The organism is Nocardia otitidiscaviarum NBRC 14405 (assembly GCF_000308635.1).
Taxonomy (GTDB): domain Bacteria; phylum Actinomycetota; class Actinomycetes; order Mycobacteriales; family Mycobacteriaceae; genus Nocardia; species Nocardia otitidiscaviarum.
The window spans coordinates 32,916-56,774 of the sequence record NZ_BAGD01000036.1 but is presented as its reverse complement, the minus strand read 5'-3'; the positions used below and the strand labels follow the sequence as shown (position 1 = coordinate 56,774).

General features: G+C 66.4%; 24 protein-coding genes. 10 read left to right on the top strand and 14 right to left on the bottom strand.

The window, feature by feature from the left end:
* Positions 1-142 precede the first annotated feature (142 nt).
* The 5 genes from ON31_RS05895 to ON31_RS05875 all read left to right on the top strand — a co-directional run bounded on the left by ON31_RS05895 (position 143) and on the right by ON31_RS05875 (position 5,577).
* Entirely contained in the window at positions 143-436 is a 294-nt protein-coding gene (locus tag ON31_RS05895) for a WhiB family transcriptional regulator (protein ID WP_029923776.1), read from the top strand.
* Between the two features lie 338 nt (positions 437-774).
* Entirely contained in the window at positions 775-1,350 is a 576-nt protein-coding gene (locus tag ON31_RS05890; protein ID WP_029923775.1) for a sigma-70 family RNA polymerase sigma factor, read from the top strand.
* 1 nt (position 1,351) lies between these two features.
* Positions 1,352-1,663 (top strand): RskA family anti-sigma factor, encoded by a 312-nt coding sequence (locus ON31_RS05885; protein WP_228809962.1) that lies wholly within the window; start codon positions 1,352-1,354, stop codon positions 1,661-1,663.
* A 298-nt stretch (positions 1,664-1,961) separates the two neighbouring features.
* Positions 1,962-3,779, top strand: a complete 1,818-nt coding sequence (locus ON31_RS05880) for a recombinase family protein (protein WP_063821437.1) — start codon at positions 1,962-1,964, stop codon at positions 3,777-3,779.
* A 4-nt stretch (positions 3,780-3,783) separates the two neighbouring features.
* The gene (locus ON31_RS05875; RefSeq protein WP_157533600.1) at positions 3,784-5,577 is read left to right on the top strand and encodes a bifunctional DNA primase/polymerase; all 1,794 of its coding nucleotides are present in this window, start codon (positions 3,784-3,786) and stop codon (positions 5,575-5,577) included.
* A 467-nt stretch (positions 5,578-6,044) separates the two neighbouring features.
* Here the strand turns inward: ON31_RS05875 and ON31_RS05865 are convergent, their stop codons facing one another.
* Positions 6,045-6,545 (bottom strand): hypothetical protein, encoded by a 501-nt coding sequence (locus tag ON31_RS05865; protein WP_255221998.1) that lies wholly within the window; start codon positions 6,543-6,545, stop codon positions 6,045-6,047.
* A gap of 176 nt (positions 6,546-6,721) precedes the next feature.
* Here ON31_RS05865 and ON31_RS05860 point away from each other — a divergent pair, with 176 nt between their 5' ends.
* From ON31_RS05860 to ON31_RS05855, 3 genes are read left to right on the top strand one after another with little or no spacing between them, the layout of a single operon-like run.
* A complete protein-coding gene (locus tag ON31_RS05860) occupies positions 6,722-7,099 on the top strand; it encodes a hypothetical protein (RefSeq protein ID WP_255221997.1) in 378 nt (125 codons plus the stop codon).
* Positions 7,077-7,598 carry a DUF6879 family protein gene (locus tag ON31_RS38510; protein ID WP_370450401.1) on the top strand — a complete coding sequence of 174 codons (522 nt, stop codon included), beginning with the start codon at positions 7,077-7,079 and terminating at the stop codon, positions 7,596-7,598. The genes ON31_RS05860 and ON31_RS38510 overlap by 23 nt, the downstream gene beginning before the upstream one ends.
* Positions 7,595-8,440: a helix-turn-helix domain-containing protein gene (locus tag ON31_RS05855; RefSeq protein ID WP_051036905.1), complete on the top strand. Its 846-nt coding sequence runs from the start codon at positions 7,595-7,597 to the stop codon at positions 8,438-8,440. Before ON31_RS38510 ends, ON31_RS05855 begins: the two co-directional genes overlap by 4 nt.
* A gap of 259 nt (positions 8,441-8,699) precedes the next feature.
* On the opposite strand, the gene ON31_RS05850 is transcribed toward ON31_RS05855, so the two are convergent.
* The 4 genes from ON31_RS05850 to groES form a co-directional block, all read right to left on the bottom strand.
* Positions 8,700-9,254 (bottom strand): recombinase family protein, encoded by a 555-nt coding sequence (locus ON31_RS05850; protein ID WP_039810080.1) that lies wholly within the window; start codon positions 9,252-9,254, stop codon positions 8,700-8,702.
* A gap of 194 nt (positions 9,255-9,448) precedes the next feature.
* Positions 9,449-10,072 carry a hypothetical protein gene (locus tag ON31_RS05845; protein ID WP_147287050.1) on the bottom strand — a complete coding sequence of 208 codons (624 nt, stop codon included), beginning with the start codon at positions 10,070-10,072 and terminating at the stop codon, positions 9,449-9,451.
* A gap of 203 nt (positions 10,073-10,275) precedes the next feature.
* The gene (gene groL / locus ON31_RS05840) at positions 10,276-11,889 is read right to left on the bottom strand and encodes a chaperonin GroEL (RefSeq protein ID WP_039810073.1); all 1,614 of its coding nucleotides are present in this window, start codon (positions 11,887-11,889) and stop codon (positions 10,276-10,278) included.
* Between the two features lie 222 nt (positions 11,890-12,111).
* Positions 12,112-12,414: a co-chaperone GroES gene (gene groES, locus ON31_RS05835; protein WP_029923772.1), complete on the bottom strand. Its 303-nt coding sequence runs from the start codon at positions 12,412-12,414 to the stop codon at positions 12,112-12,114.
* 899 nt (positions 12,415-13,313) lie between these two features.
* Between groES and ON31_RS05830 the strand changes: the two genes are divergently transcribed.
* Positions 13,314-14,642 (top strand): DUF7159 family protein, encoded by a 1,329-nt coding sequence (locus ON31_RS05830; protein ID WP_063821436.1) that lies wholly within the window; start codon positions 13,314-13,316, stop codon positions 14,640-14,642.
* A gap of 53 nt (positions 14,643-14,695) precedes the next feature.
* Here the strand turns inward: ON31_RS05830 and ON31_RS37750 are convergent, their stop codons facing one another.
* The 8 genes from ON31_RS37750 to ON31_RS05795 form a co-directional block, all read right to left on the bottom strand.
* A complete protein-coding gene (locus ON31_RS37750; RefSeq protein WP_255056107.1) occupies positions 14,696-14,827 on the bottom strand; it encodes a hypothetical protein in 132 nt (43 codons plus the stop codon).
* A gap of 108 nt (positions 14,828-14,935) precedes the next feature.
* Positions 14,936-15,967, bottom strand: a complete 1,032-nt coding sequence (gene tsaD / locus ON31_RS05825) for a tRNA (adenosine(37)-N6)-threonylcarbamoyltransferase complex transferase subunit TsaD (protein ID WP_029923770.1) — start codon at positions 15,965-15,967, stop codon at positions 14,936-14,938.
* Positions 15,964-16,461, bottom strand: coding sequence for a ribosomal protein S18-alanine N-acetyltransferase (gene rimI / locus ON31_RS05820; protein ID WP_039810068.1), 498 nt, complete (start codon positions 16,459-16,461; stop codon positions 15,964-15,966). The genes tsaD and rimI overlap by 4 nt, the downstream gene beginning before the upstream one ends.
* Positions 16,458-17,165, bottom strand: a complete 708-nt coding sequence (gene tsaB, locus ON31_RS05815) for a tRNA (adenosine(37)-N6)-threonylcarbamoyltransferase complex dimerization subunit type 1 TsaB (RefSeq protein WP_039810066.1) — start codon at positions 17,163-17,165, stop codon at positions 16,458-16,460. The genes rimI and tsaB overlap by 4 nt, the downstream gene beginning before the upstream one ends.
* A gap of 195 nt (positions 17,166-17,360) precedes the next feature.
* Positions 17,361-17,810, bottom strand: a complete 450-nt coding sequence (gene tsaE / locus ON31_RS05810) for a tRNA (adenosine(37)-N6)-threonylcarbamoyltransferase complex ATPase subunit type 1 TsaE (RefSeq protein ID WP_039810063.1) — start codon at positions 17,808-17,810, stop codon at positions 17,361-17,363.
* Positions 17,803-18,945: an alanine racemase gene (gene alr, locus ON31_RS05805; RefSeq protein ID WP_051036904.1), complete on the bottom strand. Its 1,143-nt coding sequence runs from the start codon at positions 18,943-18,945 to the stop codon at positions 17,803-17,805. The genes tsaE and alr overlap by 8 nt, the downstream gene beginning before the upstream one ends.
* 50 nt (positions 18,946-18,995) lie before the next feature.
* On the bottom strand, positions 18,996-19,454 hold the full coding sequence (locus ON31_RS05800; RefSeq protein ID WP_039810057.1) for a hypothetical protein: 459 nt from the start codon (positions 19,452-19,454) through the stop codon (positions 18,996-18,998).
* Positions 19,455-19,846: 392 nt separating this feature from the next.
* The gene (locus ON31_RS05795) at positions 19,847-21,280 is read right to left on the bottom strand and encodes an NAD(P)H-hydrate dehydratase (RefSeq protein ID WP_039810054.1); all 1,434 of its coding nucleotides are present in this window, start codon (positions 21,278-21,280) and stop codon (positions 19,847-19,849) included.
* A gap of 251 nt (positions 21,281-21,531) precedes the next feature.
* Here ON31_RS05795 and ON31_RS05790 point away from each other — a divergent pair, with 251 nt between their 5' ends.
* Complete coding sequence (locus ON31_RS05790; protein ID WP_051036903.1) at positions 21,532-21,957, top strand: cupredoxin domain-containing protein; 426 nt, start codon at positions 21,532-21,534, stop codon at positions 21,955-21,957.
* 15 nt (positions 21,958-21,972) lie between these two features.
* Here the strand turns inward: ON31_RS05790 and glmS are convergent, their stop codons facing one another.
* Positions 21,973-23,841 carry a glutamine--fructose-6-phosphate transaminase (isomerizing) gene (glmS, locus tag ON31_RS05785; protein WP_039810051.1) on the bottom strand — a complete coding sequence of 623 codons (1,869 nt, stop codon included), beginning with the start codon at positions 23,839-23,841 and terminating at the stop codon, positions 21,973-21,975.
* Between the last annotated feature and the right edge of the window lie 18 nt (positions 23,842-23,859).

Sequence of the window (23,859 nt, the reverse complement as noted above, 5' to 3'; positions counted from 1 at the left end):
TGAGGCTATTGACGCCATTTCATTGTTCGTCCTAACGTACGACATCGCCGCCATCGGCGCCGCGCGAAGAATTGTGATGCGGCCCTATGCCACACCAGCACCCGCTCGACAATGCCGACGAGCTCGCACCTGAGGAGTTCACATGCCTATGCCGACCCACCTCCCTGGTCCGAACGCGGACGTCTGGGACTGGCAGATGCGGGGATCCTGCCGCGGGCAGGATTCGTCGGTGTTCTTCCATCCCGACGGCGAGCGCGGCCGCGCCCGCGCCCAGCGCGAGATGCGGGCCAAGGAGATCTGCCGCGCCTGCCCGGTCCTCATGCAGTGCCGCTCGCACGCACTGAAGGTCAGCGAGCCCTACGGCATCTGGGGCGGAATGTCGGAAACGGAACGAGAGATGCACGCGCGCCGCAATCGGCGACGTGTTGTCGCGTGAGGCGAACGCAGCGTCCTGTGACGGCTGTGCACACCGTGTGACTTCGGATTCTTTCCCATCCGCGCGCCGCGGTGCCTCGAATTCCTAGCAAACAACCGGCCACTGCCGAGCGCGGACGGGTTGTGCTCAACGCTCACGGCGTGTCATCGAAAGTCGAAGTGCGAGTTGGGCGAATTGTCCGAAAAACGCTGGGCGACAGCCATTTTGCCTCCACCCCCACCGAGAGGAGGTCATAGCGGCACGCTACGGTAGTGGCCGATGACACAGAACGGAGCGTTGTGACAACGCGGCCGCCGGCCGCAGAGGGCGACTCCTTCCAGAGCGCCATCCCACCCCGCGTGGACTCTGCGGTGACGGCTCGCGCAGCCGAAAGCCTTGAACTCGCCGCACTTCTCGAACGCTGCGGGCAGTCGGATCAGCAGGCGTTCGCCGAGCTGTACGACCGCACCAGCGCGCGGGTATTCGGGCTCGTCCTACGGGTGCTGCACGATCCCGGCTACGCCGAGGAGACCACACAGGAGGTCTACCTCCAGATCTGGCGCACGGCGGCGAATTTCGATCCGGCGAAGGGTTCGGCCGTTACCTGGCTCATGACCCTCGCCCATCGTCGTGCGGTCGATCGCGTCCGCGCCGAACAGGCCCATGCCCAGCGCGAGGTCGCCTACGGAACCAGCACCCTCGGTAACGAATTCGATGAGGTCACCGAAGAAGTAGGCCGACGGCTGGAACAGCAGGCGGTTCTGCAGGGACTGGCCACACTGACGGAGACCCAGCGGGAGGCGATCTCCCTCGCATACTTCGGCGGACGGACGTATGCCGAGGTAGCGGCCTATCTGGGCGTAGGGTTACCTACCGTTAAGTCCCGTATTCGGGACGGACTGACGAGACTCAAGAAAAGTTTGGGAGTGACGTGAGATGAACGAAAGCCAGATCGATCTCGCGCACACTGTCGCGCTCGGATCGATCGGCGACGAAGATCAGCGCGCAGTGCAGCGGCTATTGGATGCCGGCGACCCGGCGCTGCGCGCGGACTTCACCCTCGAAGTGCAGCAGACACGCGAGGCCCTGGCGCTGTTCGCAGCCGCCTCGGCCACCGCACCACCCGCCGCTCTCCGTGACCGCGTCCTGAACGCGATCGCCGCCGACCAGGCCCCCGCGACCGTCATCTCCCTCGCCCGCACCGCCACCCGCAACGGCAACGGCCGCAACCACGCCGTCAACGACTGATCCGGCTGTCCCCCGAACAGGTCATCCGCCCGGTCCGCTCCGGCTCACCGATGGGTCCAGACCACCGGGAGTGGTCATCCGACAGGCACAGGCCCCTCGACCTCGGTCGAACCCTGAATTTCCCGGTGTAGCGACGACGAGGCCCCCGAGACATTTCCGTCTCGGGGGCCTCGGTCTGTCAGCACGTGCTCAGTGCACGCGGGTCACGCTCAGTGCGCGTGGCCGTGGTGGCCGTTCGCGGGCTCTTCCTCGGCCGGCTTGTCGACCACGGCGCTCTCGGTGGTGTTGGATATAAGCCATGCCGGAATCGCCTCCCAGGGCACTGATCGTAATCAGATTAAGCAAGGTCACCGATGCCACGACGTCACCAGAGCGCCAGCTCGCAGAGTGCCGCGCCATCTGTGAGAAGCGCGGCTATGAAGTCGTCGGCGTCGCCGAAGACCTGGACGTATCCGGTGCTGTGGACCCGTTCGACCGGAAGAAGCGCCCGCACCTGGCGCGCTGGCTCCATGGCGAGCACTTGGACGACAACGGCGAACCCGTGCCATTCGAGGTCATCGTCGTGTACCGGGTAGACCGGTTGACCCGGTCGGTTCGCCACCTTCAGAAGCTGGTGGCATGGGCCGACGACCACAAGAAACTGGTGGTGTCCGCCACCGAAGCGCACTTTGACACGTCGCTGCCGTTCTCCGCCGTGTTGATCGCTCTTATCGGCACTGTTGCCGAGATGGAACTGGCCGGAATCTCCGAGCGCAACGCCTCCGCCGCCCGCCACAACATCCAGGCGGGCCGCTATCGAGGATCAACACCCCCATGGGGGTATGTCCCGAGTAACGACACCGGAGAGTGGCGGTTGGTCAGGGACAAGGAACAAGCCGACGTCATCAACGAGGTTGCTCGCCGTGTGATCGAAGGGGAACCGCTTCAAAAGATCGCTCACGATCTGACCCGACGCGGCATCCTGACTCCCAAGGACAACTTCGCCAAACAGCGTGGACGCGAGATCAAGGGCCGCGAATGGAGCGTGACCCAGCTGAAACGATCACTGCTCAGCGAAGCCATGCTCGGGCACGCCGTGTCGGGCGGGGCTGCTGTCCGAAACGACGACGGCTCCCCAGTCGTCCGGTCCGAACCGATCTTGTCCCGAGAGATCTACGACCGCGTAGCGGCGGAGCTGTCCAGCCGGGCAAAACGAGGTGAGCCGAACAAACGCACCAGTTCACTGCTGCTGGGGGTCATCTCCTGCGGAAACCCATGCCTGCATAAGCAGCAAGGCCACGAGTGCCCCGAGGGATGCTCGGGCACTTGCGATGAGCCGGTGTACAAGTTCAACGGTGGTAGTCACAGCCAGTTTCCCCGGTACCGGTGCCGCACGATGACCAGGGCGTACAAGTGCGGGAACCGCACGATTCGGGCCGATCAGGCCGATGCACAGGTGGAGCGGACCATTCTCGCTCTGCTCGGCTCCTCCGAACGGCTGGAGCGCGTCTGGGATGCGGGTGAGGACCATTCCGCCGAACTCGCCGATATCAACGACGAATTGGTAGACCTGACCAGTCAACTCGGTGTAGGCGCGTTCCGAGCAGGCACACCGCAGCGCGCCAAACTCGATGCCAGGATCGCCAGCCTGGCGGAAAGGCAAGCACAGCTGTCCTCTGAAGCAGTGGTACCCGCTGGCTGGAAACTGCTCCCCACCGGAGAACTGTTCGGCGACTGGTGGAGCCGGCAGGACCTCACGGCCCGGAATGTCTGGCTCAGGTCCATGGGCGTTCGGGCGCGATTCAAGCGCGACGACAAGACCCTGTACATCGACCTGGGGAACCTGAATGATCTTATTTCCGGGTTGAAGCCCGGTGGGACGGCTCAGAGGGTTCGTGGTGGCCTTCAGGCGATGGAGCGCAACGGCATTCAGGGCATGGTGTTCTCGGATGCGGACTCCGAGGTGATGCCTGCCCCGGCAGCGGGGTACATGTGGATTCAGCCGGTAGAGGGCGTGTGGGTGTACACGTCGGAGGCCCTGTTGGCTGCTGCGGCGGAGCGGCAGGCGTTGCGTCGGGAGAAGATCGAGGACGAGTTCGCCTACGGGCCGGGCGACTTTGATGAGGACTGGGATTAGCGCTGTGACAGAGCAAGCGGCGAGCGGTACGGCCGCTCACCTGGATTTCTACCTGGACCGTGGTTGTGTGGTGGTCCCGTGCCAGCGGGGGCAGAAGAAGCTTCGTCGGGGCGCGGGTGATTGGACGGTTGAGGACTCCCGGACGCGGCGGGATGAGCTGACCGGGAACGCTGCCGTACGGAACGGTACGGGTGGCCTGCTGGTGGTGGATATCGACGCGAAACACGGTGGTTCGCTGGATCTGATGGCCGAACGGTTTCCGGGTAGCACCATGACTCGGACGATTCAGACCGTCTCGCCCGGTGAGAACGGGCGGCTCGGGGCACAGTTGATCTACACACTGCCGGACGGGTTCAGGATCGGTAGTGGCAGAGCCCTGGTGAGCAACGCTGAAGGCGCTCCGATGATCGAGGTTGCGGCGTTCGCGATGCTGCCGGGGTCACGGGCTCGAGGGTCCGATGGTGTGATGCGGACCTACACGGTGGTGCGGGATGTCTCCGTGAATTCGGCGACGCCTGAGCTGTTGGCGGCGGTCGAGGGACGGACCCTGGTCGAGGTTGACGACTCGGACATGCCCGAGATGAAGCCCACCGAAGCTCGTCAACGGTTGGATGCACTGTTGGCCCAGATCGTTGCTGCTGGCGACGGGCAGCGAAACAGCGTGTTCACCCGGTACGCGCTGCCGGTGGCGCGGTTGTGCGACTTGCTTGGCGAGGACCCGGAGCATGAGCTGACGGAGGCGTACGAGTATTCCGGCGGCGTTGACAGCTCGTGGGTGCGATCCGCGGTGAGGTCAGCGATACGGCGAGCCGGAGACGGGCCAATCGGATGGACGCATCTGGGACCGTTGGCGGCCGAAGAACTGTTGATAATGCGGACCCGTGCGCGGTTGGCTGCGTGGCCGGGGAAGTCGGGGGCTTCCGATCGGAGGGTGTTCCTCGCTCTGGTGGATGCCTGCATGGACTTCGGCAGGATGGAGACGCCGCTGAGTACGCGGAAGCTCGCGGTTCGTGCTGGGGTGACCAGGGAGACGGTAGAGGCGTCGTTGAAGCGTCTCCAGGCCGCTGGGCGGGTGGAAACCGTGAAGCAGGGTGAGTTCACCATGCGTCGCCCGTTCCTGCGGGCGGACGACACCACCCACATACTTTCTCCATTACTAGTAAGGGAGAATAACTATCTATCTAATAATGAAGATGGTTCTAGTGGTGAAGGGGTAGACCCCCTTCACCCGGTATGGAGTTCACCCAAGACCCCCGAAGGTCTTGGGTTGGATGGTCGTCATGGTCAGTTGTTGGATCTGGTGTGCGCTGGGCTCACGACAGCCCGAGCGCTGGCCGATCACGTGGGATCTCGTCAGGACTCGATCAAGAGAACCTTGGACCGTCTAACTGAGGTCTACCTGCTGGCGGAGATTGATGGTCGGTATGTACCAGCGGACAACGTTGCTGAGTTGGCCGACCGGTTAGCGCTGGAGCTTGGTGGCGTTGAGGTCTGCGCTTACCGTGAGGATCAGTACCGGAACGAAGAACAGCGGTGGGATGAGTTCCGGCAGTGGCAGAAGATTCGGCCTCGATGGGACCGGTTGACCGGTGAGCAGTGGTGGGAGCTTCCGGACGGGACTCGTATCGAGGCTCAGGCTCCACCCGCACCCGTGGAGCCACCCGCGTTGACCGATGATGAGATCGCGGCGCTTCAGCAAGAGCACGATCAGCAGCAGTCGGACGAACGCCGACGCTGGGAGGATGAACAGCTTCTACTGCGTCAGTTCGGACTGCCGAACGAGCTGGGCATGCTCTGACCCGTGTACAGCGTGATCTCGGGTTGTGGTTGGTCCATGCATGTCCGCTGTGGTGTGTCGCATCTCGGTGTGTCCTAGGGGGTGGGGGTATGCCCCTCCCCACCCCTGCGTGGCCCACTCTCAGGCATACGGGCCAATATCCCCCCGACACCCGGGGGAGGGGGATTGTCGTCGGAATACGTCGAGCAGGCTGCGGAGCGGGTAGCCGTGTGCCTTCACCACGACCGTCATGCACAGTCCCACGGTGAGCATCGTCAAGGCGAACGACAGCGGGAAGACCCACAAGAACGTCAATACGAGATCCCAGCTCACTGGGTAGACCTCCCATCGAAGGGCGAAGCCCCCGGCGCGGTTGCAAGCGTTGCCGGGGGTTTCGGTGAAGTGCAGAAGGGGCGACGGTCTACGCCGCTAAGGTCCGTCCAAGCGTTCGCCTCCCTTCGGATTCCCGAGCGTCGGAGTTAGTTTGTTCAGGCTCCATTCGCCTTGCCGGGCGGCAGATCCGGCAACGGTGGCATAGCGCGCCGCGCGTAGGTTTCTTCCGGTGTCACGGTGATCACGTCCACTTGGCGCACCAGCGATCCGGGTACCTGTCCGCCCTCGAAGTGCTCGGGGCCGGGGACGATGACCGCTTCGGCGTCGAGCCGGGTGGCTTGGGCCTTCAGCCGTGCCAGTGGTGGACGACCGAATTTCGGGTCGTAGACGATCATGTCGGCGAAGTCGTAGCCGAGCCGAGCGGCCAACTTCCGAATCTGGCTCTCGTCCCAGAATTGGGCCACACCGCTGATATCGGTCCGCAGATACCCGATTGCTGTTGCCTGGTAGAGCATCTCGGTTCCTCGCTGTGCGTCGTCGGCAGCGTGGTAGATCTCCAGATACACCCCCGGATGACCGTCTACCGGGTCGTCGTCGTAGGCGTTGATCTCGAGTACGCCGCCGGGGAACTCTCCGAGCCTGCTGTGCCTAGCCATCTCGCTCCCCTTGGTTCGTCGGTGGTCGGCGACCGGGAGCGGGACGACTGCACCGCCCCCGAACGCCTGACCAGACGCTACGAAGCGGCTGCTAGGACGGTCTACGACTTTGCAAGGACTTGCAGGAAACGATGGGATCAGCCACGGAAATCGACACTTCGCGGGAACATGGATCTGTGCTGGTGCAAGACCTTGCACAGCGCTTAACAGGAGGCAACGTCATGGGCTATCGAGTACTCGGCAAGGGCGGATCAGGCAAGGATGGCTGTCCCGCGCTCTGCGCCACGGATGAGGGCAACTACCTGTTGGTTGGTTGGAAGACCGGCCAACCGGAAACCATCGAAATCCCCCACCTCTTGCTTGGCTTCGCCGAACCCCGGACATTCATCGGTGCACCGCTGACCGATACCGGCCGGGGTACCTTCACCCTCACTGGCCAACCGGTGACAGACCGTGAAACGATCGAACAACTGAATATGGAAGATTACGAAACCGCTATCGAGGTACCGAAGATGGAGAGGACTTATTTCGGTGGAATTCCGGCCGACAACTGAACTACTGCGGGAATGTCGGCATGAGGCATTCCATCTGGAGGTTAGAGACTCATACGGGGTTCCATCTGAGGATGAGCCGCTTCAGCGGTTCCTTAATAACGAGCCTTTCGACCTTCGGGCATGGTTTCAGGACTGGTACGACTTTGTGCAGGAGTTGACGACACGTGGAGTGTCTGTCAGTCGAGTCCGAGTGGTTACGGTCCCTCACACCGATTACCAACGCTGGTTGCTCGCGTTAACTGCTCTCAATACTGAGGCTGGTGAAGATATCCGCTATCTTCCCCGTCATCTTGCCGGGGAAGTCCCTCCCGATGACTGGTGGTTGATCGACAACAAAACCGTAGTTTTCAATCTCTCCGATAAGGACGGTCGCGCGGTTGGCGGCTCGGCTGTGACCGCCGACCCTAAGATCGTTTCTTACTGCCGGGGTGTCAGGGATCGTCTCTGGTCTTTGGCAACTCCGTACCCCGAATACACCCGGGTGATGTCGCACCAGTGACTAATTCAGTACAGGAGGCGCGGGAAGCTCTCGGTAAAAGGCTCCGGGAGATTCGCCGTCGTGCCGGAGTGACCGGCCGGGAGCTTGCCCGCCTCTCTGGGTGGCATGAGAGCAAGGTCAGCAAGATTGAGTACGGGGTTATCCGCCCTTCGGATACTGACATCCGCTCCTACTGTCGGCACACGGGAGCGAACGACCAGCTAGAAGACCTGCTAGCTACTCTGCACAACATCGACTCTGCCTATGTCGAGTGGAGACAAGCACTCGGTACAGGGATGAAGCGCAGGCAGCAGCAGACGCTAAGGCTTGAATCGCAAGCGACATTGATTCGCAACTGGGAGCCTGCCATAGTTTCGGGTCTTCTCCAGACTGCCGACTACGCTTCAGCGATCATGCGGAATATCATTGCCTTCTACGAGATCCCCGATGATCTGGACGAAGCCGTTTCGAAGAGAATGGAACGGCAACGCATCCTCTATCAGCAAGGTAAGAGGTTCCATATCCTACTGGCGGAGCAGGCTCTATATACGACGTTCGGGGATGATCAGGTTATGATTGGTCAGCTCGATAGGTTGTACTCGGTTATCGGGATGTCCAGGATTTCTCTCGGTATCGTGCCGCGTACCGCAGAAGGCTTGGTGGTTGTCGAGAACTTCTTTATGTTCGACAATCGCATGGTCAAGGTCGAAGGACATACGGCCAGTATCACAATCACCCAACCCAGGGAGATCGCACTATACGGTCGTGCGTTCGACACTCTTGCAAGCCAGTCAGTGACCGGTGATTCAGCGCGTGCGTTGATCCGTAAAGCGCTTGAAACGCGGTCTACTGGTCTGCGGTGAGACGAGACAGAACCTCTGTGGCCATTTCGATAAGTTCGTCTTGCCGGGACTGGGCGCTAGCGAAACCACGCGCGATACCGTCGAGCGCCTGTGCGATCTCGGAAATCTGGGCTCGGATGTCTGCGAAGCTCTCTGGCGTCTGATCGCGTATGACGCGATTCTACCGGCTTGACCATACTTGGGTATGCCCAAACTGGTTTTCGTGGCTTAGAAACGAAAATAGCCCCGGTTTTCGCCGGGGCTTGTCGTAGTGGTCGGATCACTGCTCGCTCAGGTACCGGTAGACCGTCGCTCGGGAGCATCCGAGCATCCGAGCGATGTCCGGGGCGCTGATGCCCTTGGCTCGCAGATCCTTGGCCTTAGCCGCGTCGGCGTCGTTGACCTTACGAGGACGGCCACCCTTACGGCCGTTAGCCGCTGCTGCGGCCAAACCGGCCCGCGTCCGTTCGATCATCACGTTTCGCTCCAGTTCGGCGAACGCCATCATCACCGTGAGCATGGCCTTACCCATGACCCCCTCGGTGGTCAGTCCCTCGGTGACGCTGCGGAAGCCGATCCCGCGTTCTGTCAGTTGCTCGATGAGCTGAAGAACGTGAACCGTGTTACGCCCCAGCCGATCCAGCTTCCACACCGTGAGCACATCGCCCTTACGAAGATGATCCAGGCACTTATCCAACTCGGGACGTTCCGCTTTGGCTCCGGACACGCCATGGTCGGTGAAGATCCGCTCGCACCCGGCAGCGTCGAGTGCGTTCAGCTGTAGCTGAGGGTCTTGGTCGGTGGTGCTGACTCGGGCGTATCCGATGAGTGCCACGGTTTCGGTTCCTGTCTCACTATCCCGTCGTTCTGAAGGTTTTGAGACTAGAGGTTATGAGACGGGTTTTCAAGACAGTTGGAGATCTTGTTTCGCCTGGACCGCCCGCAGTCGGCGGGATGCTCGTCTCAGTCGCAACAATCGAACGTTTACGAGACAACGGACATTGGTGGGCGTGGGTCCAGACGTGCTGTTCAAGCAGCCTCGGAATCGAGACGCGCCAGTTCCTTGCTGGCACGCCCCAGCGAGGTCGCAACGATGAGGCTCCATATCACCAGCGCGCAGGGCACAACAGCAGGTAGCACAACGAACAGCGGGCCGGACTCGAGTTCGGGCAAGCGGAGATTGTCGCCCCAACGTTGGACAAGAAGGACGGCTATGACGGCAAGCCAGGTCGCCGCGATGATGCCCCACATCGTTCCGGTGATCTGTACTGCCCGCAGGACGTAGCCGAGTAGCCTCCGGGTCCTCATGTATCGGTATTCTGCTGCGGCCAGAGCGCCCGTCGAAGTTGCATACCAGACATGCTCCTGGTTGCGGATGTCGAGAAGCAGGTATCGGATGGTGCGGTCCACTATGTCGCGGCCTTCGAGGTCGTCGGGCCAGTCACTGCGAGCCTTCAGCAACTTGTCCAATCGTTCGTAGGCGCTTGGCCGCACCGCGCTGCGTCGATTGATCAGGGATGTGACCAGAACGCCGACCAGGCCGAGAACGGCAGCGAGAGCTGTCGCCGCGAACGGGAATAGGTCATTCCAGCCGATGGTGCCCGCGTTCACGTCAGTCGCCGGTCCGTTTGCAAGCCAGAGCAAAGAGGTCACCGGTGAATGCTCTCAGACCGCACGGCTTGTCGGCATGGCAAGGGAATACCCAGGGGGTATCCCCCTACCCCACATTCCAGGACCGGGGGTCATAGCGGCTCTCCGGCCCTGTACGGGTTTGAGAGCTTGCATAGCCATCAGCTAAACCCAACACGCAGAAGCCCCCTGATCCTTGACCAGAGGGCTTCCAGCTGTGCGCTACATCAGTGCTGGTGTCCGTGCCCGTGGGCGTGCTCGTCCTCGTCCTGGCTTACACGCTCGACAACAGCGCTCTCGGTGGTGAGCACCATGCGCGCCACGGAGGTGGCGTTCTCGACGGCGGAACGGGTCACCTTGACCGGGTCCACGACGCCCTCGGTCACCAGATCGCCGTAGGTCAGGGTGGCGGCGTTGAAGCCCTCCTTGCCCTCGGAGACCTTGGCGACCACGACCGCGCCGTCCACGCCCGCGTTGCTGGCGATCCAGTACAGCGGGGACAGCAGCGCCTGGCGCACGACCTCGACGCCGACCGCCTCGTCACCGGAGAGCGAGTCCTTCAGCTCGACCAGCTTGGTGGACGCCTGCACCAGCGCCGAACCGCCGCCGGAGACGATGCCCTCGGCGACCGCGGCCTTGGCGGAGGAGACCGCGTCCTCGACGCGGTACTTGCGCTCCTTGAGCTCGGTCTCGGTGGCCGCGCCGACCCGGATCACCGCGACGCCGCCGGCCAGCTTGGCCAGCCGCTCCTCGAGCTTCTCGCGGTCCCAGTCGGAGTCGGTGTGCTCGATCTCCTTGCGCAGCTGGGCGACGCGCGCGTCCACGGCGTCCTGGGTGCCCGCACCCTCGACGATGGTGGTCTCGTCCTTGGTGACGACCACGCGGCGGGCCTTGCCCAGCACCTCGAGCCCGGCCTCACGCAGGTTGATGCCCAGCTCGGGGTTGACCACGGTGCCGCCGGTGACGATGGCCAGGTCGTCCAGGAACGCCTTGCGGCGGTCGCCGAAGAACGGCGCCTTGACCGCGACGGCCTTGAGGGTCTTGCGGATCGCGTTGACCACCAGGGTGGACAGCGCCTCGCCCTCGACGTCCTCGGCGATGATGACGAGCGGCTTGCCGGACTCGGCGATCTTCTCCAGCAGCGGCAGCAGATCCGGCAGCGAGCTGATCTTCTCGCGGTTCAACAGGATCCAGGCGTCCTCGAAGACGGCCTGCTGGGTCTCCGGATCGGTGGCGAAGTACGGCGACAGGTAGCCCTTGTCGAACTGCACGCCCTCGGTGATGACGACCTCGGTCTGCAGCGAGGAGGACTCCTCGATGGTGACCACGCCGTCCTTGCCGACGGTGGTGAGCGCCTTGCCGACCAGCTCGCCGATCTCCTCGTCCCGCGAGGACACGGTGGCGACCTGCGCGATGGACTTCTCGTCGGTCACGGGGGTGGCGGCGGCCAGCAGCGCCTCGGAGACGACCGCGGCGGCCTTCTCCATGCCCTTGCCGAGCACCATCGGGTTGGCGCCCGCGGCGATGTTCTTCAGGCCGCCCTTGATGAGGGCCTGGGCCAGCACGGTGGCGGTGGTGGTGCCGTCACCGGCGACATCGTTGGTCTTGGTGGCGACGCTCTTGACCAGCTGCGCGCCCAGGTTCTCGAACGGGTCCTCGAGGTCGATGTCGCGGGCGATGGTCACGCCGTCGTTGGTGACGGTCGGGCCGCCGAACGCCTTGGCCAGCACCACGTGCCGGCCGCGCGGGCCCAGGGTGACCTTGACGGCGTCGGCCAGCTTGTCGACGCCGCGCTCCATAGCCCGACGAGCCTTCTCGTCGAACTCGATCTGCTTTGCCATGTGTTCCTACTCCTGTGGGTCCGGAGGCGTCGGGGGCCGGGCCCCCGCGCCCCCGAAGGGAAGTCGGGTGGGGTCTGTCGGGTCCAATGCCCGAGCCGCCGAAGGGAACTCGGGCTCGAACGCACTCCGCCCCGGGTCGGTGGCTGGTGACCAGCTGCGACACCGGGGCGGCAACGCTCGGGGTTCAGGGGCGAGCCCTGCGGGGCCCCGGAGAGTTGGGCGTTACTTGGTGACGACGGCCAGCAGATCGCGCGCCGACAGGATCAGGTACTCCTCGCCGTTGTACTTGATCTCGGTGCCGCCGTACTTGCTGTAGATGACGACGTCGCCTTCCTTGACGTCCAGCGGAATCCGCTTCTCACCCTCGTCGTCCCACCGACCCGGGCCGACGGCGATGACGGTGCCCTCCTGGGGCTTCTCCTTCGCCGTGTCGGGGATGACCAGGCCGGAGGCGGTCGTCGTCTCGGCCTCGTTGGCCTGGACGAGGATCTTGTCCTCGAGCGGCTTGATGTTCACGCTCGCCACGTTGAGCCCTCCACTTTCAGGGGATTCTTCTTCGCCCGGGGCGGTTCCCCGGACTCACGGTTTCGGTCACGTTGTTGACCGCCGAGCACGGCGCCGTCGTCGCGGGTGCCGGAGCCCCTGCTCAGTAGTCAAAGCCGACACTCGAAGCACAAGCGCGAGTGCCAACTAGCACTCTATACACGCGAGTGCCAGCGCTCAAGGCTGGGCTCTGCTACCGGTCGCCAACCGCCGGGTAGCCGACTGGACGCCAGCCCAGCGCAAACGCGACACACCGAGCCACGGGCCGAGGAATCTGAGGTCTTCCAAAGAAAAACGAAAATCTGTAACGTTCGGATAACGGATCGTGACATTATTGACGACGGTCGCGAGACAAGGGCACCGCACGGCCTCGAGAGGGGCACGGTACGGCCCCATCCCGCGTTCCGGCGAGATCTACAGAGTGCTTCACCCCCTGCGCGGCGACGCGCAGAAACCTGAGACGAGAGCAAGACCGCAAGTGATCGACGGCTGGATCCGATGCCCCATCGGACACGGACTCGGCCGGATCCGTAGCTCGGGGTCGCTCGCCATCCACGCGACGGCTCCGCAGTCCGTTCGAGATGGTCGGCGACACCAGGACCATCCGCTCGAAGGGAGGTGAACATGCGAACATCCCTCGGCATCTCGGCCGGGAGTGAAGTGGTGTGCTCGGCGACGGTCGCCACCGCTCCCAACGGCGTCCTGCACTTCGACTACCGGGTCGTCACGGCGGATACGGCGCACTCCGATCTCGGCGATCTCGTGGCGTCCTCGATCGAGTTGATGACGACGCATCAGCTGTCCCGCGACATCGTCCATCCCGTGGGCACGCACTCTCGGCCACCCGGCACGGCGACCACACCCCGCCCGGCGATATCGCGGTGGCCTACCGCGACCGGGAGCAGGCGCAGACCATCCGCTCGGCCATCGGGCGGCAGCGTCGCGACGTTCGGCTCATCCCGGAATCCGGTGCGGCGCTCGCCTACCTGCGGCACACCGGCATGCTGGAGCGCTACGAGACGATCGCCATCATCGATCTCGGCGCGTCCGGGGCCACGGTCACGGTGGCCGATCAGGCCGACGACACCGTGCTCCGCTCCGAACGCACCACGGCCATCAGCGGTAACGCCATCGACGAGCTGATCCTGCAGCATCTGCTGGACTGCCATCTGGCGCGCCGCGGCACCCGCCCCAATCGCGGCATGCTGCTCAACCGCAGCCGGGCCGCCAAGGAGCATCTGGCCATCGCCCAGGCCGTGACCATCGACCATGTGGCCGGGCAGCCGCTCAAGCTCACCCGCAAGGATTTCGACGAACTCATCGCCGATCTGCTGCGTGAACTCGCGGTGTTCGCGCGCGGCGTCTTCGCGCGGGCCCCGAAGTTTCCGCAGTGCGTGGCGGTGATCGGCGGCGGCGCGAACGTCCCGGCCGTGGTGCGGGAGCTCGAGGAACAGCTCGACGTGCCGGTGTGCACCGTGCCGGAGCCGGAGGCGGCCATCGCGAAAGGTGCCGCGCTGGTGGCGGATTCGGCGCAGCCGACGGCGCTCACCGTGATCGGCCGCGGCACCGACGCGCCGGTCGGCACCTTCACCAAACTGGTGGGCACGCTGGCCGGGGCGATCGTGGTGGTCGGCCTGGTCATCGGTTACGGCGTAAAGGAACTCGTCCCCGAGGACCGCGACTACTCCCCGGTCGGCACCACCAGCGGCGAACAGCTGGACACCACGACGCCGACGACCACCGCGCCGGGCACCGCCCCCATGACGCAGAACCGCGACAGCACCGGGCCCGCCCCGGCCACTCCGACGACCGCACCGGATACGGACGACCCCACCACCTCCACCGGTCCGCGGCCGACGCCCACCACGCCCGCGCAATCGCCCCCGCCGCTGCGCCCGGATCCGGGTCTGCCGCAGATCCCCTTCCCGGCCGAACTCCCCCGTATCCTCGGCCCGTTCCTCGGCACCCCCGTCAGCCCGACGGAGGAACCCCATCCGAGCGAGACGAGCCCGAACCCGACCGGCCCGAGCACCAACAGCCCGAGCACGACGGCTCCCACCACGCCCGCCGCGCCGCGGATCCCGCGATCCAACTCGGGCTCCGCGGGCGGAGGCAGCGTCACCGCTCCGCTCGAATCCAGTCCTGAGCGCGCCGAATCAAATCCTCAGCGCGCCGAATCCAATTCCGAGCGCGCCGAATCCAGCCACTGAGCGCGGTAGTCCGTGGCGGCTATCACCTGGTCGCCGGATTCCGTACGGCCGCCTCACCGCCCGACGTGAATTTCCACCGCCCGCTCGCCCGGCATATCACCGGGCGCGGTCGGCGACCCCAACAGTCCCGGCAGCGCCAGCGCCCCACCCGCCAGCACGGCCGCCAGCACACGTTTGAACCACATCCCGAACTCCCGACGCCTCGACACCCACGTAGATCGCACGGTATCGGTGCCGGAATCACGCTCCCAGACAGCAGATCCCCTGCCCAGACGACTGGGGGCAGGCGGGCGTCAGAGTTGGCTGGTCGCCACCGACAGGCCCGGGTCGGTCGCCACGGTGAGCTCGGAGGGCCGCGCGCCCCCGGCGATCACGTGCGCGCCCAGGGTGGCGATCATGACGCCGTTGTCGGTGCACAACCGCGGTTTCGGCACGCGGAGCGTGAGACCGGCCGCGGCGCAACGCTCTTCGGCCAGCGAACGGATGCGGGAGTTGGCGGTCGCGCCGCCGCCGAGCACGATGGTGTCGACGCCGACGTCCTGGGCGGCACGCACGGCCTTCATGGTGAGCACATCCGCCACGGCCTCCTGGAAGGACGCGGCGATATCGGGGATCGGCAGTTCGCGGTTCTCCCGTTGCGCCGCTTCGACATAGCGCGCGACAGCGGTCTTCAGTCCGGAGAACGAGAAGTCGTAGCGTGGATCGCGCGGCCCCGTCATGCCGCGCGGAAAGGCGATGGCGTGCGGATCACCCTCCGCCGCAATGCGATCCAGCACCGGACCGCCCGGATAGCCGAGCCCGAGCAGTCGCGCCACCTTGTCGAAGGCTTCCCCGGCGGCATCGTCGACGGTGCTGCCCAGTTCCGCGATGGGGTCGGCCAGATCGGTCACGTGCAGCAGGTGTGTGTGCCCGCCGGAGACGAGCAGCGCCACGCATGGCGGCATGGGCCCGTGTTCGAGGGTGTCCACCGCGACGTGGCCGCCCAGGTGGTTGAGCGCGTAGAAGGGGATATCCCACGCCGCCGCATAGGCTTTCGCGGCCGCCACCCCGACCAGCAGGGCACCGGCGAGGCCGGGTCCGATGGTCACCGCGAGGGCGTCCGGCCGGTCCACCCCGGCCGCCGCCAACGCCCGGCGCATGGCGGGCACGATGGCCTCGAGATGCGCGCGCGACGCGATCTCCGGCACCACGCCGCCGAAACGCGCGTGCTGGTCGACGCTGGAGGCCACCTCGTCGGCGAGCAGTTCGCAGCTCCCGTCGGGCAGCCAGCGGACGATGCCGACTCCCGTTTCGTCACAGGAGCTTTCGATACCCATCACGATCATGAGAAGACCTCTGTGTCCTGCGGCCGCGGGAAGCCGGTCATGGCGGGTCGGCGCATGGTGTACGCGTCCGCGCCACTGGGCTGGTAGTAGTTCTTGCGCAGGCCGATGATGTGGAATCCGTGCTTCTCGTACAGCGCGATGGCGGCGGCGTTGTCGGTGCGCACCTCCAGGAAGACCGGTCCGCCGCGCCGCCCGGCCTCACCGAGCAGGGCTTCCAGCAGGGCGGTGCCAATGCCGAGCCCCTGCTGTCCGGGGTCGACGCCGATGGTGTGCACCTCGGCCTCCGGGTACTCCGGATTGCCCAGCAGCGCGATACCCGCGTAGCCGACCATACGGCCGTCGCCGTCGCGGGCGACGATGTAGCGGTTGTGCGGTCCGGCGAGTTCGGAGCGGAAGGCGACCTCGTGCCAGGGGTCGTCCTCGGGAAACAGCAGCTTTTCCAGTTCGACGCAGCGAGGAATATCGGAAGGCCGCATCGGTTCGACGCGGATCATCGACTCACCTGCGCGTAGCTGCGTTCCACGGCATCGGGCCGACGCAGGTAGAGCGGGGTGAGCGGGTCCGGCGTCGCACCGGAGAGCAGGTCGCGGGCGGCGCAGCGCACCAGCCCCGCCGGGGAGGGCGTCTCCACCGGCAGCACCGGCAGATCGAAGTAGTCCACATGCGAGGCCGAGCCCGCGATCACGGTGGCGCTGCTGGTGTCCAGGTCGGCGGGTTTGCACACCTCCGGACCGGCGACCCGGCCGCGCGGGTTCTCCGCCGACAGGGCGCGATAGCGGGCCCAGTACACCTCGCGGCGACGGGCATCGGTGACGACCAGCAGTTCGACCGGATCCTGCGCCTCGGCGAGGTAGCTCTCGGTATCGGCGGCGATGGCGTCCAGGCTGCACACCCCGTGCACCGGTATGCCGAGCGCGTCCCCGAAGGCGGCGGCGGTGGCCATACCGACCCGCAGCCCGGTGAACGGTCCGGGACCGACCCCGACCACGACCGCGTCGATCTCGCCGCGGGCCCGCCCGGATTCGGCGAGGCAGGCGAGAATCTGCGGGGTCAGCACCTCATTGTGCGCGCGGGCGTCCACGGTCACCCGAGTGGCGATCGTGGTTGTTCGAGGTGTGCTACCGGCCTCCGCCGGATCCAGTTCCACCAGTCCCGCCGTGACGGCAGGGGTCGCGGTGTCGACAGCCAGTACCAACATGATTGACCCAACTGTACTGTGTTTGATTGCCTCCGCTTCGCTCCGGCGGGTTCGCGGCGCTGGAGGTCCCAGTTCTTCCCTCCTCCGCTCCTCCGCTCCTCCGCTTCGCTCCCCCGCTCCGTCAGTCCAGAACCGGGACGCGCCGAGAACCAACGGAGTGGCGGCAGAGTTGGTGTAGCGGGCGCGGGCCGGTGTCTAGCCCACCCATTCCCATTCGGCGGTGCGGGTGTCGGATTCGGGTTCGCGGCGGAGGAGGACGCGTAGGTGGCGGTCGGCCAGGTGTTCGACCACGCCGAGGCCCCATTCGACCACGACCACGGCGTCGTCGAGTTCGGTATCGAGGTCGAGGGCGTCGAGTTCGTCGAGGTCGCCGCCGAGGCGGTAGGCGTCCACGTGGACGAGTCCGACCGCGCCCGGTTCGGCCCCGGCGCGGTGCTGTCGGGCGATGATGAACGTGGGGGAACTCACTCGGCCCTGTACACCGAGCCCGGCGGCGATACCTCGGGTGAGGGCGGTCTTGCCCGCGCCGAGGGGGCCGTCGAGGACGACCAGGTCCCCGGCGTGCAGTTGTGCGGCCAGTTCGCGACCGAGGGCCTCGGTGTCCTCGACCGTCGGGAGGGTGCGGTGTCCGCGACCGTCATGCATGGGCGCTCCCCCCGATGTAGCGGCGTGCGACGCGGCCGCGCGGCGAGCACACCACCTCGTAGTGGATGGTGCCGAGCGCGTCCGCCCATTGCTGGGCGTGCGGTTCGCCGGGGCCGCCGCCGAAGAGCACCGCGATATCGCCTTCGCGCACGCCCTCGGCGTTGTCGCCGAGGTCGACCACGAACTGGTCCATGCAGATGCGGCCGATATTGGGACGGCGGCGGCCGCCGAGCAGCACGTCGAACCGTCCGCTGAGCGGTCGCCAGATGCCGTCGGCGTATCCGGCGGGGATCAGCGCGACGGTGGTGTCGCGGTCGGCAATCCATTCGTGCCCGTACGAAACACCTTCTCCGGCAGCGACTTTCTTCACCAGAATGACGCGGGCGCGCAGGGTCATGGCGGGCCGCAGCCCGAAGTCGCCGAGTTCGGGAATCGGGGAGAGTCCGTAGACGGCGATGCCGGGCCGCACCATGTCGAAGGCGAGATCGGGTCGGGTGAGGGTGGCGGCGGCATTGGCGATGTGCACCAGTTCCGGTTGCAGCCCTTGCTCTTTCGCCGCCGCGATGTACTCCAGGAAGCGTTCGCGCTGACTGTCGTTGGCCGGATGGTCGGGCTGATCGGCGAGGGCCAGATGGGAGAAGATGGCCCGGAACCGCACCACCCCCGCATCGACCAGCTCACGCAGTCGCCGCAGTACCGCGGGGTACTCCGACACCGACACGCCGTTGCGGTTGAGCCCCGTATCCACCTTCAGGGTGACGGTCGCGGTCTTACCGAGCCGCCGCGCGGCGGCGGCGACGGCGTCGAGATGCCGCACCGACGACACCCCGATCTCGATATCGGCGGCCACCGCGGGTGTGAAATCGGTATCGGAGGTATTGAGCCAGCACAGGATCGGCGCGGTGATCCCCGCCTCCCGCAATGCCACCGCCTCGGCGACCGTGGTCACCCCGAGTTCCCGCGCCCCCGCCGCCAGCGCGGTGCGCGCCACCTCGACGGCGCCGTGGTTGTACCCGTCGGCCTTGACCACCGCCATGACGGCGGCGTCCCCGGCACGTTCGATCAGGATCCGCACATTGTGTGCGATGGCATCCAGATCGATGACGGTCTCCACCTGCGGTTCGGGCGTACTCACGGCCTAGATCCTGCCATCCCGCCCGCTGCGTTTCCGCTCACACCCGGCGGTCACTGATCGAGCAGCGCCTCTGGGTACAGGATGACCTGGGTGATCGCCATGGTGCCTAGGAACAGTTTGTTCACCCAGTTCAGCAGTTGGACCCCGGCGAACGGTAGCGGCATGTCGTCGAACACCAGCGCGAGCCACAGTCCCAGCGGGATCAGCATCGAGAGCAGTACGGCCAGCGCCGCCCCATCCCACATGTTCCGCGGCTCCGTCCAGATCACCAGGATGACGATTCCGGCGGTCACCAGGCCGTTGCCGAGCAAGCCGCGGACCACCATGACGCCGAAATGGTCGTCCGGATCGATGAATCGCCCCAGTACACGCGACTTGTAGTCCTCTTCCACGAAGAGTTCCGACATGGCGGACAGCATGGCGCCTATCACGAAGAGCTCGAACGTGATCCCCGGTAGTGCCCAGTATGCGACCGTCGGAATCTCCAGCGCCGCAGCGTATTCCACCATCTCGCCCCCGACGGTTCGCTACTGCCCACCAGTGTCGGGCATGGGTCCCCGGTACACAAGTCCCGATCTCGGCGAGCGTGCGGCCACATCACACGGGATCCGCGCCGGTCGCACACCGCATGCCCGTATATCGGCGATAGTTTCGCGGGAACTGGTGACCACGAGCGGTCAGCACGACACCGGAGGACTTCCTTGCGTGAGACGACCCGTACCGCCCTGTGCTGCACGGCGATCGCGCCGGGAGCGCTGTGGGCGGTGGTGCGGCTCGGTGGATTGGAGCGGGGGCCGCTGGTGCAGTTGCTGGCGTTCACCCCCTGCCCCGGACGGACCACCGCGCGCTCGCGGCGGAACTGTTCGTCCCGGCGATCCAGGGGTGACCCCGGCGGCGGGCGTCAGCGGGCGGCCAGGTCGCGCAGGGTGCCGATGGCGGGGCGGAGGTGGGTGAGCAGGGGGGAGGCCGAGATGGGGGCTCCGGCGGCGGACGGCGCGTGGGCGGCGAGGTTGGCGGCGAGGGAGTGGGCGCGGGCCGCCGCGGCGGCGGCCCAGGACGGGTCGCGGCCGGCGGCGAGCAGTGCGCCGATGATGCCGGAGAGCACGTCGCCGGAACCGGCGGTGGCGGCCCAGGATCCGCCCGCCTCGTTGACCAGGACCGGGCGGCCGGGGGTGGCGACGAGGGTGGCGCGCCCCTTGAGCAGGACGGTGACCTGCCAGGAGTCCGCGAGTTCCCGGACGGCGGCGACCCGGTCGGCCGACGGGTCCGCGCCGGTGAGGCGCGCGAACTCGCCCGCGTGCGGGGTCAGCACCGTGGCGGCGGTACGGCCGGTGGCCAGGCTCGGATCCTGGGCGAGCAGGGTGAGGCCGTCGGCGTCGACCACCACCGGGAGATCGGTGGCGAGGATCTCGGCGAGCCGGTCGCGTGCGGCGGCGTCGGTGCCCGCGCCGGGACCGAACACCCAGGACTGCACCCGTCCGGTCTCCTTCACCGAGGGCGCCGCGATCACCTCCGGACAGTGCTCGAGCACCTGCTCGCATCCGGTTCCGGCGTAGCGCACCATGCCCGAGGTGGCGGCGACCGCGGCCCCGGTGCACAGCACGGCCGCACCCGGATAGGTCGCGCTGCCCGCGCAGACACCGGTCACGCCCTGCGTGTACTTGTCGTCGGCGGCCCCCGGCACCGGCCAGTCCGCTCCCACGGATTCCGGTTCCAGCGCCGCGAGATTCGGTTTCGGCAACCGTAATCCGATGGGCACCAGCACGATTCGACCGCAATGGGCTGCCGCGAGCGCGTGCACCGGCTTGTACGCGCCGAAGGTCACCGTCACATCGGCGCGGACCGCCGGGCCGGAGATCGCCCCGGTGTCGGCGTCCACTCCGCTGGGCAGATCGGCGGCGATGATCGGAACCTGGACGGCGGCAACGAGTTCCGCCGCCCGGGGCCGCAGCGCGCCCTTACCGGAGATGCCGACGATGCCGTCGACCACCAGATCCGGCGTCCCCAGTTCCTCGCGGATCCGGCCGCCGGTGCGCCGCAGCGCGGCAAGACCCTCCCGGTGCACCCGCTCCGGTGACAGCAGTACCGCGTGCACCGCCACGCCGCGCCGCCGCAGCATGGATCCGGCCCACAGCGCATCGCCGCCATTGTCCCCGGATCCGACGAGCAGCGTCACGGTCCGCCCCGCGACCCCACCGGTCCGCTCCCGCAATTCCCGCGCGACCACGTCGGCGAGCCCGAACGCGGCCCGCCGCATCGGCATCCCGGCGGGCACCCGGGTGAACAGCTCCGCCTCCGCCGCCCGCACCTCGTCGGCCGTGAAATATCCGCGCACAGGTCGCCTCCAATCCCCACTCGGGCCGCCGTCGGAACCCACGATATCCGCCCCGTCCCGCATCGCCGCCCGCGCATCGGCCCGGAATCCGGCGAGGGGGAATCCATGGCGCGGACTACTCGCACGATGCCGCCACCGGTTCCCCTTGATCATGCACAGGAGGCGGGCGCGTCGGCCGCGGGTCCGGTGGGGCGTCGCCGGTCGGGGCGGCCGCGAATGGTCGGCTACCGGCGGAGACTAGGCTGGCGAGCATGTCGACTGGTTCCCGAGGTAGGTCCGTACGTGTCCTGATCAGCGTGTTCGCCGTGGCGGGTGTACTGGTCGCCACCGGGTGCGGTTCGAACGGCGAGAATGCCGACGGCACGCCGACTTCCACCGCGTCGAACTCGGCCACCCCGACCACCTCCGGGCCGCGGACGCCCGCCAGCACCGTCGTGACCGTCGCGGATATGACGTTCTCCCCCGCCGACATCACCATCGCGGCGGGCGACACCGTCACGTGGAAATTCTCCGACCGCGTACCGCATTCGGTGCAGGGCATCGGCGACGCCGCCATGGGCATCAACAGCCCGATCCTCACCAAGGGCGAGTGGAGCTACACCTTCACCGTGCCCGGCACCTACCGCTACCTGTGCCCGCTGCATCCGGAGATGAAGGGCACCGTGACCGTCGAGTAGACGGGCCGCGCCGACCTATTCGACGGTGACGGACTTGGCGAGGTTGCGGGGCTTGTCGACGTCGTAGCCGCGTGCCATGGCGATCTCGGCGGCGAACACCTGGAGCGGGACGGTTGCCAGCAGAGGCTGGTACAGCGTTGGCGCGGACGGGATTTCGATGAGGTGATCGGCGAACGGCCGCACCGTGTCGTCCCCCTCCTCGGCGATCACGATGGTGCGCGCGCCTCGCGCCTGGATCTCGCGGATATTGCTGAGCAGCTTGGCGTGCAGCACCGCCCGGCCCTTGGGTGAGGGCATGATGACGATCACCGGCAGCCCCTCTTCGATCAGGGCGATGGGGCCGTGCTTGAGCTCGCCCGCGGCGAAACCCTCGGCGTGAATGTACGCCAATTCCTTGAGTTTCAAAGCACCTTCGAGTGCCACGGGATATCCGACGTGGCGGCCGAGGAACAGCACCGTCGACTCCCCGGCCAGCTGGCGGGCGATGGCGCGCACCTGCGGGGCGGTCTCCAGGACCCGCTCGACGAGCTTCGGCATGGCCTCGAGTTCTTCGAATTCCCGCGCCACCTCGTCCGGATATTTGGTGCCGCGCGCCTGCGCCAGCGCCAGGCCCACCAGGTAGTTGGCGGTGATCTGCGCCAGGAACGCCTTGGTGGAGGCGACGCCGATCTCCGGCCCGGTGCGGGTGTAGAGCACGGCGTCGGATTCGCGGGGGATCTGCGCGCCATTGGTATTGCAGATGGCGAGCACACGCGCCTTCTGATCCTTGGCGTGCCGCACCGCCTCCAAGGTGTCGGCGGTCTCCCCGGACTGGGAGATGGCGACGACGAGGGTGGACCGGTCCAGAACCGGGTCGCGGTAACGGAATTCGCTGGCCAACTCCACTTCCACCGGCAGCCGGGTCCAGTGCTCGATGGCGTACTTGGCGAGCAGCCCGGCGTGATACGAGCTGCCGCAGGCGACTACGAACACCTTGTCGACCTCGCGCAACTCCTGGTCGACGAGGCGCTGTTCGTCGAGCACGATCCGCCCCTCGGCGAAGTGGCCGATGAGGGTGTCGGCCACGCCCGCGGGCTGCTCCTCGATCTCCTTGAGCATGAAGTAGTCGTGCCCGCCCTTCTCGGCGGCGGCCAGATCCCAGTCGATGGTGAAGGGCCGGGTGCGCACCCCATCGACGGCACCGTGGAAGTCGGTGACGGTGTAACTGTCGGCGGTGATGACGACGGCCTGGTCCTGGCCCAGCTCGACCGCCTCGCGGGTGTGTTCGATGAAGGCGGTGACATCGGAGGCGATGAACATCTCCCCCTGCCCGACCCCGACCACCAGCGGCGTCGAGCGGCGCGCGGCCACGATCGTGCCCGGATGGTCGGCGTGCGTGAAGACCAGGGTGAACGCACCTTCGAGGCGGCGCACCACGGCCAGCGCGCTGGCGACGAAGTCCCCCGCGGTCTCGCCGACGGCATAGGCGCGGGACACCAGGTGCACCGCGACCTCGGTGTCGGTGTCGCTGCGCAGTTCCACTCCGGCGTCCTCGAGTTCACGGCGCAGCGGCGCGAAGTTCTCGATGATGCCGTTGTGCACGACGGCCACCCGACCGTCGTGGTCGCGGTGCGGGTGGGCGTTGCGGTCGGTCGGCGCGCCGTGCGTGGCCCAGCGGGTGTGCCCCATGCCGGTGGTTCCACGGAATCGTTCCCGCCCGGCCGCGGCCAGTTCCGCCTCCAGGTTGGCGAGCCGCCCGGCCTTGCGCTCCACCGCGAGGCCGCCCATTCCGTCCAGGATGGCGACCCCCGCGGAGTCGTAGCCGCGATACTCCATGCGGCGCAATGCATCCACCACCACAGCGAGGGCGTCCCGATACCCCACGTACCCCACGATTCCGCACATGGGGCCTCAGAGTACTGG